The following is an 11,845-nucleotide window of genomic DNA, read 5'->3' as shown; positions in this document are numbered from 1 at the left end:
ATATTAAAAGTTAAAAGTTAAAAGTTAAAAGTTAGAAGTTGAAAGTTGAAAGTTCAAAGTTTGGACTTCACTTTTCTTTATTATATTGTTGAATTAACAAACCTGAAGTCGATGGCTTCGGGTTTGTTGTTTTATAGGCATGATGCTCGCGTTAAGGATAGCAGTGGAAATCCTTTTTTATAATCAGTAAACAATAACTCGAGCTTACAGCTAAAAACCACCAACCAATAACCAAATAAAAAAGATTGTAGCGGATAGCCTGATCCTTGTGGTAACGCCCGATAAACATTCAAGAAATTTAAATATGGAATGTGTAATAAAATCCCTAGTAAATCAGTATGCTTTATATAATTATTAACAAAATGTTAAAATTGTTATTGAAAATCTAAGAAAAAACAGCTTTTAGAACTTTTTTTCAATCATTTAATTTAGCTTTGTTCCGTTATCAAAAATTAACTTATTAAAATAATGCGCTTATGAAAATTGGTGTTCCTATTGAATTAAAAAACAACGAGAATAGAGTGGGGATGACGCCTTCTGGGGTGTTTGAATTGACTAAAAGAGATCATGAAGTTTTCGTTCAGAAAAATGCTGGTTTTAACAGTGGTTTTTTAGATGAAGATTATATGGAAGCTGGAGCTAAAATTCTTGATACTATTGAAGAGATTTATGCTATCGCTGAAATGATCGTAAAGGTTAAAGAGCCTATCGAACCGGAGTATTCATTGATTCAGCCAAATCAAGTGGTGTTTACTTACTTCCACTTTGCATCAAGTGAAGCGCTAACAAACGCGATGATTGCTAGCAAGTCGGTTTGTATTGCTTATGAAACTGTTGAAGATGCCGATGGTACGTTGCCATTATTAATTCCGATGTCGGAAGTAGCAGGTAGAATGTCTATTCAACAAGGTGCTAAATATTTAGAGAAACCAATTAAAGGTCGTGGTATTTTATTAGGTGGTGTTCCAGGAGTACCTCCTGCAAAAGTACTTATTTTAGGTGCTGGTATTGTAGGCTATCAAGCGGCTAAAATGGCAGCAGGATTAGGAGCTCACGTCGTAATCATGGATATAAACATGAAAGCTTTACGTTATGTGAGTGATTCGATGCCAAATAATGTTATTAGTGAGTTTTCTAGTGAATACAATATTAGAAAGCATATTAAAGATGCCGATTTAATCGTTGGTGGTGTATTAATTAAAGGTGCCAAAGCGCCTAAGTTAATTACAAGAGATATGCTTAAAGAGATGCAGCCGGGAACCGTTATGGTTGATGTTGCTGTAGATCAAGGTGGTTGTTTTGAAACAACAAAACCAACAACACACCAAGACCCAACTTATATTATTGATGAGGTAGTACACTATACTGTAGCAAATATGCCAGGTGCAGTACCTTACACGTCTACTATGGCTTTAACCAATGTTACTTTGCCTTACGTTGTTAAATTAGCGAATGAAGGTTGGGAAAAAGCTTGCGAGAATAACCCACCATTAGCAAAAGGATTAAATATTGTTAAAGGAGAAATCGTTTATAAAGAGATTGCTGAAGCTTTCGATATGGAAATGGCTTAAGTCAATTAAATTTAAATAATTTAAACGTCTAGTACTTATTTTAAAAGTCTAGACGTTTTTTTTGTTTATAATCTTATGTTAAACTGAAAAAGTCTGACAAATTTTCACAATACCTTTATGGCGTTATTTTTGCTATATTTACTATAGAAATCAAAACTTAAAAAAGAAAGATGTTAGGATATTATATAATTATTGGGGCCATTGCTTTAGTAAGCTGGTTAGTGAGTAACAAGCTTAAAAGTAAGTTTGAAAAGTACTCTAAAGTACATTTGCGTAATGGCATGAGTGGCGCCGAAATAGCACAAAAAATGCTTGCCGATAACGGTATTTACGATGTAGAAGTTATTTCTACACCGGGACGATTAACAGACCATTATAACCCAAAAAATAAAACGGTTAATTTAAGTGAGTCCGTATACAATCAACGAAATGCAGCTGCTGCTGCAGTTGCCGCTCACGAATGTGGGCATGCGGTGCAACATGCTCAGGCCTACAATTGGTTACAAATGCGTTCGGCTTTAGTGCCTATTGTGAGTGTAACTTCTGGTATGTCGCAATGGCTTATTATTGGTGGACTCGTTTTAGGAGGTGCTGCTGGTATTGGATTAGGCTGGTGGGTTGCCGTTTTAGGTGTGGTTTTTATGGGCTTTGCAACTTTGTTTAGTTTTATCACTTTACCTGTAGAATACGACGCGAGTAACCGTGCGTTAGCGTGGTTAAAAAACAGACATATGTTGGCTCCAGAAGAATTTGCTGGTGCCGAAGATTCTCTAAAATGGGCGGCTAGAACCTATTTAGTAGCTGCTATTGGTGCCTTAGCGAACTTGCTTTATTGGGCGCTTCAGCTTTTTGGAGGAAGAGATTAAAACACACAAATACAAAACATACACTAAAAGCTCTGAACATTTTCAGGGCTTTTTTGTTACTTTATGCCCAATTTGTTACCACATGAAACAGCCTTTAGATTATTATAAAAAACACTTAGAAATTTATCAAACCGAGGTTAAAAGCCTCTTGAAAAAAATGACCAGCTTAAGCCTGCTGCGTTTAACGGTTTTTGTAGCCACAGGTTTTGGTGTTTATTTTCTTTTCAATTACTGGCAAATGGCTGTCGTTATTGGGGTTTTAGGTTTGTCGGTTTTTCTTTTTTTACTCTTAAAGTACACCAATGTAAAACGTGAACGCGAATTTCATAAAGCCCTTGTAGCACTTAACGAATCTGAAATTAAAATCGCTTCTGGTGATTTTCACGATCGCGATCATGGCCTTCAGTTTCATGATGCTAACCATGAATACAGTTTGGATATCGATTTATTTGGACGCGGTTCTTTTTTTCAATTTATGAATAGAACCACAAGTCAAGAAGGTGCTAAAAAACTTGCCGATGCTTTAAAGGCGAATGATGTTTCAAATATTGTAGAGCGCCAAGAAGCCATTAAGGAGTTGGCCGAAAAAACAAAATTTCGACAGTTTTATTCAGCAACGTCAACCTTGGTAAAAGTTGAAACACCCGCTCATTTTATAGTAAGCTGGATTAAAAATCATAAAAGCTTTCTAAATAAATCATTATTCTGGTTTGCTCAAGGTTTTGGTGCGGTATCTATTCTTATCTTTTTGCTTACTGTATTAAATGTTATTACCTACAAACCATTAATAGGCTATTGGTTGTTTTTAGGTTTAGGGATTTCAAGTATTTACTTGAAAAAAGTAAATAAACTAGCCGCCAACACCGATAAGGTTAGAGATACATTTCGTCAATACGCCACCTTATTGGATTTGATTGAAAATGAAAACTTCTCTTCACAACTTCTTAAAGAGAAACAACAAAATATTCAAGCCGAAACTAAGAAAGCTTCAGATATTTTTAAAGCCTTTTCAAAATCTTTAGACGCTCTGGATAATAGAAATAACCTTATAGGTGCCATTTTTGCCAACGGGTTATTTTTAACGGATATTAAAAATGCTTTTCGCGTGGAACAGTGGATTTCGCTTTACGGACATAAAGTGGCCGATTGGTTTGAGGTGGTCGCTTTTTTTGATGCTTATAACAGTTTTGGTACTTATGCGTTTAACCATGCAGAATTTGTGTTTCCAGAAATTGTTAAGAACGGACCGGTTATAAAAGCAGAAGCATTAGGACATCCGTTATTGAATAAAGCCAAACGTGTAGATAGCGATGTCATTATAGAAAACGAACAGTTTTTTATTGTAACCGGAGCCAATATGGCTGGTAAAAGTACTTTTTTACGAACCGTGTCTTTGCATATTGTTATGGCAAATGCAGGTTTACCAATTTGTGCTGAAAAGAGTCAGTACTCACCTGTAAAACTTATTACGAGTATGCGTACTACAGATTCTTTAACCGATGACAGTTCGTATTTCTTTTCAGAATTAACACGATTAAAATTCATTGTCGATGCCATTCAAAAGGAGCCGTATTTTATCATTCTAGATGAAATTTTAAAAGGCACGAACAGCACCGATAAGGCCATTGGCTCGAAAAAATTTGTTGAAAAACTCGTGGCTTCAAACGCAACAGGAATTATAGCAACACACGATTTAAGCTTGTGTGAGATGGAAAAGGAACTTGAAGAAGTTAAAAACTATTATTTTGATGCCGAGATTATCAATGATGAATTGCATTTTGATTATACCTTGAAATCTGGTGTTTGTAAAAATATGAACGCGTCTTTCCTCTTAAAGAAAATGGAAATCGTTTAACTGAAATTCACTATGTATGGAAGGTATATTTCCCAAAGGAAGTTTTTATCTTTACCATTATGCAGAACCAATTAAAAGTAAGTTGGATTCAAGCCGATTTGGTTTGGGAAAATCCGAAACAAAATAGAGTAGCGTTTAGCAAGCATTTTGAAAGTCTTTCAGATGATACAGATCTTGTTATTTTACCTGAAATGTTCTCCACGGGATTTACAATGCATGCTGCTGAAGTCGCCGAAACCATGGAAGGCGAAACTGTTTCATGGTTAAAGCACATGGCTTTAACATACAACACGGCGATTACGGGGAGTTTGGTGATTTCCGAAGATGATAACTATTATAATCGCTTACTTTTTGTAGAGCCTTCAGGGAAAATTACGTACTACAATAAACGACACACCTTTACTTTGGTAGGTGAAGAGCAAACCTATACGGCAGGCGCAGAAAAAATCATTTTAGATTATAAAGGCTGGAAAATTTGTCCGCTAATATGCTACGACTTGCGTTTTCCGGTTTGGGCACGTAACACCGAAGATTACGATCTTTTAATTTATGTAGCCAATTGGCCAAAACCACGAATTTTAGCCTGGGATACCTTATTAAAAGCTAGAGCTATCGAAAATATGAGTTATTGTATAGGCGTGAATCGCGTTGGTATTGATGGGGTCAATGCTGTGTATTCAGGACACTCTGCTGCCTATGATGTGTTGGGGAATTTAATTTCCGAATTGAGACCAAATGAAATATCTGTGGAAACCATCACCTTAGAAAAGCGACATATTGAAGCCTATCGTAATAAATTCAAATTTTTAAACGATAGAGACGCCTTTACTATAAATTAGAGGTCGTTTAACCAGTTGCAAAGTAGCGGTAGCGTAGGAGATAGCGCGGACTTGTAGTCCGTGCCAAATGTAAAATATGAAATAGGCACCCTAAGAAAGTTTCTTATCTTTTACCTTTTTGGAGTTGACTTTTTCGTCACAATGACTACATCATAAAAATAAATGTGTATAAGTTATTTAAACTCCAGAGTATCTTTAATCAGTTGCAAAGTGGCGGTAGTGTAGAAGATAGCGCGGACTTGTAGTCCGTGCCAAATGTAAAATATGAAATAGGCACCCTAAGAAAGTTTCCTGTCTTATACCTTTTTGGAGTTGACTTTATCGTCAAAATAACTACATCACAACAATAAATAGGTATTAGCTATTTAAACTCTAGAGTATCTTTAATCAGTTGCCAAGTGGCGGTAGTGTAGAAGATAGCGCGGACTTGTAGTCCGTTCCAAATGTAAAACATGAATAGGCATCCTAAGAAAGTTTCTTGCCTTTTACCTTTTTGGAGTTGACTTTTTCGTCAAAATAACTACATCACAACATTAAATAGGTATAAGTTATTTAAACTCCAAAGTTTCTTCAACCCCCCAATCGGCGCGAATTTCAACATTTTGAAAATGACTTATTTTCTCAGGTTGGCGTTTTTCTAAATAGCTTCCTGTGTCGTATTTCTGGTTACCATTGGCATCGTGTATAATCCTAATCGCATAAATGGCTGGATTAATGTCGAAGAAATCTACAGGTTGTTGTTCGGTAACATAAGACTCGTATTTTAATTTACCATCTTTATCAGTTAACTGAATTATGATAGGAAATGTAGCGTTTGCCAAAGTAAAGCGCACGTAACCGTAATCGGAACTTTTTTTAGTTTTTACCGATACGTTCAGTGTGTCATTTTTGTAATCGAAAATATCCATAAAAGCTTCAGGTAGAAATTGCATCTTATAAAGGTTGTCTTCGGTTTTTTCAAAATTGAAATCGTACGTATTGGTGATTGTGTCAAACTTAGTATCAAACGAAACGGCCGAAGAATCTTTGTCTATTAAAGTTATTTTTGAAGCATCAAATTTGGTAATAGGTGTATTTGATGTTAATTTAAGTGACTCTTTTAATCCTATAGTGTTTCCTGTAAGGATGTCTACCCTAATGGAATCTCTTTTTTGCTCACTAATTCGTACTGTGAAATCTTTTTCGAAATCATCTTTTTGTACTTTAAAAAGTAAGGAGTCTACTTTCATTCTTGGGGTGTACCAGTACATTAGCGAATCGGTTTTTGGATCTTTTGTAATGCGGTAATTAAAATCCTCTGGTGTTTCAGATACCATTTTAATTTTCATGCCTTTGTAATCGCCTTCATAGCCAAAAGCAATTTTTTCTCCAGAAATGAGCTTTGGTCTGGTAGCGTCAAAAGTGGCTTCTTCATTAAACAGTTTTAGTGTATATGTCGAATCGGTAGGCACATTGATAAAACTATTATGAAATGCAATTTGATCGGATTTCTGCTGATATTTATTATCGCCATTACCATCTTTTAAGGCTACCAGTAGGTATTTCCCTGGTTTAACATTTTCAATAGCAAAAGTGGTAACACCATCTAAAGTATTGGTAATGTATTTCGGTTTTTCTTTAAAAATAATGGAGTCGCTAAATGTTGAATCTACTTCATAAAGACCTACATTAACAAAGGTTTCAGGGGATTTCTTTACGGCATCAATAATGTTTCCCGTGACTTTTAGGGAGTCGATATAGTTTCCCGTAGAAAAAACATAACGGTAGTAAGGGTACGGATTCCCTTCGTTGTTATCGGTAATGCTGTTCCCAAAGTTAAACGCGTATGTGGTATTTGGGGCAAGCGTATCCTTTATTTTGATAACAACCTTTTTACTAGCCGCACTCAGCGGGGTAATATCAGGTTGATATTCCATAGGAGGTGAAATAATCAGTTGCTTTTGGATGTCTTTAATCTTGATATACTCATCGAAAATGATTTCAATTTCATTGCCTTCAAAATTGGTTGAATAATTTTCTGGAGTAGATTTGATAATTACCGGTGGTAATTCATCTTTAGGCCCCCCACCAGGTGTGCCTCGATTGGCGCAATTGATAAATATAGTGGTAATTAGAAGGGCTAGAATAAAATTAAAAAGCGTCTTTTTCATTAAAGAATCAAAATTTTTACAAACCTACATAATTTTAAAGATATATTAGGTAGTCTGTTAAGCTATCGCCATGGTAGCAATACTAATTTTTATATGATCTGCTAAATTTAAAACCGATGCACAAGATTCTATGGTCGCGCCTGTAGTTATAAGGTCGTCTACTATTAAAATGTGCTTGCCTTTAATAGACTCGACGTCTGTAATTGTAAATTGCTCGCTGTTATTTTGCCAACGCGCAAATCGTTTTTTGTGCACCTGTGATTTAGATTTTGAAACTTTAAGTAGAATATCATCTCTATATTCCGCTTGTAACGACTTGGCAATCTGTTCCCCAAATTTAGCAACTTGGTTATAGCCGCGGGTTTTCAATTTATTTTGGTGAAGTGGAACCGGAATAACCAAATCGATATCCTGATAGTCTTTAGCTTCTTGTAATTCGGCGCCAAGCCATTTTCCTAAAAAAGCTCCTATTTCTTCCTGATTTTTATATTTTAAATTATGAATGAGTTGTTGTACGTTACTTTTCTTTTCAAACCTAAAAAGAGCAGTGGCATGTTCGATTTTCGTTCTGCCATACAGTACTTTCTTGACGCTTTCGTCTTTTGTGACATGAAAGTTGGTTACTGGTAAATCATGACGGCAATCCAGACAAATCATTTCTACATGGTCGTTTAATGCCTTTAAGCAGGCACTGCATACCCTAGGAAAAAATAAGTCGATTATAGCTTGGAACATGTATGTGAAAAATCTTACTTGTAAACATAACTAAAAAATGGCGCTTTTTGATGCTATTTTGTTTCAAAAAATCTTTATTAAACAGGCTATTAGTTTACTGCGGTTTTTTATTTTTGCAGGATGGCAAATCAAGATGATCAATTTAAAAAAGTAATCTCTCACGCAAAAGAGTATGGTTACGTGTTCCAAAGTAGTGAGATCTACGACGGACTAAGTGCAGTTTACGACTATGCTCAAAATGGTGTTGAGCTTAAGAAAAATATTCGCGACTATTGGTGGAAAGCCATGGTTCAAATGCATGACAATATTGTAGGTTTAGATGCTGCAATTTTTATGCACCCTACCACATGGAAGGCCTCTGGTCACGTTGATGCGTTTAACGATCCTTTAATTGATAACAAAGATTCGAAAAAACGTTATAGAGCCGATGTTTTAATTGAAGACTATTGTGCTAAAATAGAGGCTAAAATAGATAAAGAAGTTGCTAAAGCTAACAAACGTTTTGGTGATGCTTTTAATAAAGAAGAGTTTGTTTCTACGAACCCTCGTGTTTTAGGGTATCAAGAAAAAATAAATACCACGCTTTCGCGTATGGCCAAATCTCTTGAAAATGAAGATTTAGCCGATGTAAAAGCTCTAATCGAAGAATTAGAAATTGCTTGTCCGTTATCCGGAAGTAAAAACTGGACCGACGTTAAGCAGTTTAACTTGATGTTTGGAACAAAACTTGGCGCTTCCGCGGAAAGTGCTATGGACCTATATTTAAGACCAGAAACGGCACAAGGTATTTTTGTGAACTTCCTAAATGTTCAGAAAACAGGACGTATGAAGATTCCTTTTGGAATTGCTCAAACAGGAAAAGCCTTTAGAAATGAAATTGTTGCAAGACAGTTTATTTTTAGAATGCGAGAGTTTGAGCAAATGGAAATGCAATTTTTTATTAAGCCTGGCACGCAAAAAGAGTGGTATGAGCACTGGAAAGAAACGCGTTTAAAATGGCACCTGTCTTTAGGAATGGGTGAAGATAATTACCGTTTCCACGATCATGAAAAATTAGCTCATTACGCTGATGCTGCTGCCGATATCGAATTTAAGTTTCCATTTGGATTTAAAGAATTAGAAGGCATTCACTCAAGAACTGACTTCGATTTATCGCAACACGAAAAATTCTCTGGAAAGAAATTACAATATTTCGATCCTGAAGAAAATAAAAGCTATGTGCCTTACGTATTAGAAACTTCTATTGGTTTAGACCGTATGTTTTTAGCGGTATTCTCAAACGCTTTGCAAGAAGAAGAATTAGAGAATGGCACCACAAGAACGGTTCTAAAATTACCAAGTGTATTAGCACCAGTGAAAGCGGCGATTTTACCTCTAGTTAAAAAGGATGGTTTACCTGAGATTGCAAAGGAAATCATTGAAGACTTAAAGTGGGATTTCAATGTGGTTTATGATGAAAAGGATGCTGTAGGTAGACGTTATAGAAGACAAGATGCCAACGGTACGCCATTCTGTATCACCGTAGATCACGATACATTAGAAGATCAATCGGTTACTATTCGTCACAGAGATTCTATGGAGCAGGAACGCGTGAAAATTTCAGATTTAAGAAACATCATTAAAGAAGCTGTAGATATGCGTTCTTGGTTGATGAAAATGAAATAATCTATAACAAAATAGATGCAAAAAAAGAGGCTTTTTATAAGGCCTCTTTTTTTTATACTAGTATTTGTCTGTCAATTTGTTGATCTAGAGAAATGAGCGATTCTGTTCTTAAAACGCCTTCAATTGATTGAATGTTTTTATTGAGCAGATGCATTAAATGCTCATTATCAATCGATAGTAATTTTATGAATAAATTGTAATTACCTGTTGTAAAATGACATTCCAAAACCTCAGGAAAACGCCTTAATGCTTTTACCACATCATCAGTATTTGCTGCTTTATCGAGATATACCCCAACGAAAGCCATTGTTGAATAGCCTAATACTTTAGGGTTAATTACAAATTTTGATCCAGATAAAAGTTTTGATTTCTCAAGTTTTTTTAATCGCTGATGTATGGCCGCTCCAGAAATTCCTACATTCCTGGCTATTTCAAGTATAGGCGTTCTGGCGTCTTCCGTCAATACGCGCAGAATCTTTTTGTCTATACCATCAATGGCTATAGTTTTTGGTTTAGTGTTCATTTGGTTATAATTTAAAGCATAAATGTAAACATTTGATTTTAAATTGAAACTATTTTTTTAAGGCCAACTATGAGAGTGGAATGTCTTTTGATGTGTAAGTCGTTGATTTACAATAAGTATTGTGTCGTATTTTTTAAATGTTAAAAAATACAATGTAGATTAGGGGTGCTTTAATTTTTCGTTAAATTCCTGATTTAACAAGATAATTCTTAATAAATTTTTATGTGTTCATTAAAAATTATTCCAAAGTCTTGTAGTTCTTTTAAAATAGGAGTGTAAATGGTTTTCGCTGTTGGTATTTGTACGCCTACCTGTGTTATTTTTTTGTTTAAAATAGCACAGGTCGCTATGGCAACAGGAAGTCCGACAGTTTTGGACATCGCCGTATAAGTGCTATCTTCTCCTATAACAACCAGATTACTGTATAATTCGTGTTGTTTGTAGTTCATTTTGTAGCCTATCTTGTGGCACATTACCAGCATATCCTTGTCGGTTTTTGTTAAAGACCAGGCATCCGTTAATATCTTTTCAAGCATTTGTGCAGGCGTCGCATTTTTAATACCGCAATAGCTGCTGTTATTAAAAAGGTTTAGAGATTCTAGTTTTTTCCATATGTGGTGATGGGCATCTATTTTTAGTACATCTTTTAATTTTGATTCCACCGATTTGCTTGGGTGGTAGGGCAAGAAAGCGTTCAAGAAGTCGCGATGACTCAAAGTTTCACTGCCTATCATGCTATAGCTATTGTCGGTCATGCCTAAGGAAACAAAAACATGCCAAGCTTCGCAAAATCCGCTTCGACGAATTGTACCTCGTAAAAGGGTTTTAACCTGGTTGAGTTGATAGAGGTCTTTGTATTGTAATGAATCTCTATTGGCATATACTTCAAAATCACCGTAAGGTTTAATACTTAATGGTTCCACCCGTTTAAAAAGTTGGTGGTAGTGAATGTATTTATAGCTTCCTTCTTTTAAATATTTTGCCGTTCCGTGTTGGCCTGCGAGTACAACATTTCTTGGGTTCCATGTAAATTTGTAATGCCAAGGATTGTTGTCGCTTTCAGGAGCAATTAACCCGCCGGTATAGGACTCAAAGGAACATATTTCTCCTCCATTCTCCCTTAGACGATCAATAATCTGCATGGCGCTCATGTGATCTAATCCAGGGTCAACACCAATTTCATTAAGAAAAATAAGGTTTTTAGCACATGCTTCTGCATCTAAAGCCTGCATTTCTGGACTTACATAAGAGGCTGTAACCATATGCTTGTTAGCTTTTAAACAGTCTTTAGCAATGTCAATGTGAAGATGAGCAGGAAGCATGGAAATGACGATATCTGCTTTATTTATCAAGTTAAATCGGGAGTCAGCATTAAAAATGTCAAGTTTAACTGCTTGAGCTCTGGCGTTATTTTTAATGAAATTTTCAGCGTTTTCGAGATGTAAATCGGCTATCGTAATGAATAGGTATTCAGAAAATGCATGGTCACATAAATACTTTAACAGATAAGAGGTCGATTTTCCGGATCCAATCACTAAAATCTGTCTCATATTAATTTATGTTTAGGTAATTTTGTGAAACACGGCTTCATTTCTAGAAGCTGTGCTTCACTAAAATATGAATATTAAAAATAATTATAAA

The 11,845-nt window shown here is 35.5% G+C and carries 9 protein-coding genes; 5 read left to right on the top strand and 4 right to left on the bottom strand.

Going from position 1 to position 11,845, the window contains the following annotated elements; genetic code table 11:
• The first annotated feature begins 476 nt into the window (after positions 1-476).
• The 4 genes from ald to A6I66_RS00850 all read left to right on the top strand — a co-directional run bounded on the left by ald (position 477) and on the right by A6I66_RS00850 (position 5,131).
• A complete protein-coding gene (gene ald, locus A6I66_RS00865; RefSeq protein WP_067144839.1) occupies positions 477-1,571 on the top strand; it encodes an alanine dehydrogenase in 1,095 nt (364 codons plus the stop codon).
• Between the two features lie 170 nt (positions 1,572-1,741).
• A complete protein-coding gene (locus A6I66_RS00860) occupies positions 1,742-2,437 on the top strand; it encodes a zinc metallopeptidase (protein WP_067144838.1) in 696 nt (231 codons plus the stop codon).
• Positions 2,438-2,519: 82 nt separating this feature from the next.
• Entirely contained in the window at positions 2,520-4,292 is a 1,773-nt protein-coding gene (locus tag A6I66_RS00855) for a MutS-related protein (RefSeq protein ID WP_067144837.1), read from the top strand.
• Positions 4,293-4,351: 59 nt separating this feature from the next.
• On the top strand, positions 4,352-5,131 hold the full coding sequence (locus A6I66_RS00850; protein WP_067144836.1) for an amidohydrolase: 780 nt from the start codon (positions 4,352-4,354) through the stop codon (positions 5,129-5,131).
• A 548-nt stretch (positions 5,132-5,679) separates the two neighbouring features.
• Here the strand turns inward: A6I66_RS00850 and A6I66_RS00845 are convergent.
• Positions 5,680-7,281, bottom strand: coding sequence for an Ig-like domain-containing domain (locus A6I66_RS00845; RefSeq protein ID WP_067144835.1), 1,602 nt, complete (start codon positions 7,279-7,281; stop codon positions 5,680-5,682).
• A gap of 57 nt (positions 7,282-7,338) precedes the next feature.
• Positions 7,339-8,016 carry a ComF family protein gene (locus tag A6I66_RS00840; RefSeq protein WP_067144834.1) on the bottom strand — a complete coding sequence of 226 codons (678 nt, stop codon included), beginning with the start codon at positions 8,014-8,016 and terminating at the stop codon, positions 7,339-7,341.
• A 120-nt stretch (positions 8,017-8,136) separates the two neighbouring features.
• On the opposite strand from A6I66_RS00840, the gene A6I66_RS00835 reads away from it, so the two are divergent.
• The gene (locus A6I66_RS00835) at positions 8,137-9,681 is read left to right on the top strand and encodes a glycine--tRNA ligase (RefSeq protein WP_067144833.1); all 1,545 of its coding nucleotides are present in this window, start codon (positions 8,137-8,139) and stop codon (positions 9,679-9,681) included.
• A gap of 52 nt (positions 9,682-9,733) precedes the next feature.
• On the opposite strand, the gene A6I66_RS00830 is transcribed toward A6I66_RS00835, so the two are convergent.
• Positions 9,734-10,204 (bottom strand): Lrp/AsnC ligand binding domain-containing protein, encoded by a 471-nt coding sequence (locus A6I66_RS00830; protein ID WP_067144832.1) that lies wholly within the window; start codon positions 10,202-10,204, stop codon positions 9,734-9,736.
• Between the two features lie 209 nt (positions 10,205-10,413).
• Positions 10,414-11,754, bottom strand: coding sequence for a saccharopine dehydrogenase family protein (locus A6I66_RS00825; RefSeq protein ID WP_067144831.1), 1,341 nt, complete (start codon positions 11,752-11,754; stop codon positions 10,414-10,416).
• Positions 11,755-11,845: the final 91 nt, after the last annotated feature.

Origin of the sequence: Pseudotamlana agarivorans, from assembly GCF_001642835.1 — a bacterium.
In the GTDB taxonomy this organism is placed as follows: Bacteria; Bacteroidota; Bacteroidia; order Flavobacteriales; family Flavobacteriaceae; genus Pseudotamlana; species Pseudotamlana agarivorans.
Note: the sequence above shows the minus strand (reverse complement) of the source record. Positions and strands in the feature narration are given on the sequence as shown.

Excerpts from the sequence above, each read along its gene's own strand:
- A6I66_RS00850 (WP_067144836.1), top strand. The coding sequence starts at position 4,352 with ATGCAGAACCAATTAAAAGTAAGTTGGATTCAAGCCGATTTGGTTTGG.
- A6I66_RS00855 (WP_067144837.1), top strand. The coding sequence starts at position 2,520 with ATGAAACAGCCTTTAGATTATTATAAAAAACACTTAGAAATTTATCAA.
- A6I66_RS00840 (WP_067144834.1), bottom strand. The coding sequence starts at position 8,016 with ATGTTCCAAGCTATAATCGACTTATTTTTTCCTAGGGTATGCAGTGCC.
- A6I66_RS00825 (WP_067144831.1), bottom strand. The coding sequence starts at position 11,754 with ATGAGACAGATTTTAGTGATTGGATCCGGAAAATCGACCTCTTATCTG.
- A6I66_RS00845 (WP_067144835.1), bottom strand. The coding sequence starts at position 7,281 with ATGAAAAAGACGCTTTTTAATTTTATTCTAGCCCTTCTAATTACCACT.
- A6I66_RS00860 (WP_067144838.1), top strand. The coding sequence starts at position 1,742 with ATGTTAGGATATTATATAATTATTGGGGCCATTGCTTTAGTAAGCTGG.
- A6I66_RS00830 (WP_067144832.1), bottom strand. The coding sequence starts at position 10,204 with ATGAACACTAAACCAAAAACTATAGCCATTGATGGTATAGACAAAAAG.
- ald (WP_067144839.1), top strand. The coding sequence starts at position 477 with ATGAAAATTGGTGTTCCTATTGAATTAAAAAACAACGAGAATAGAGTG.
- A6I66_RS00835 (WP_067144833.1), top strand. The coding sequence starts at position 8,137 with ATGGCAAATCAAGATGATCAATTTAAAAAAGTAATCTCTCACGCAAAA.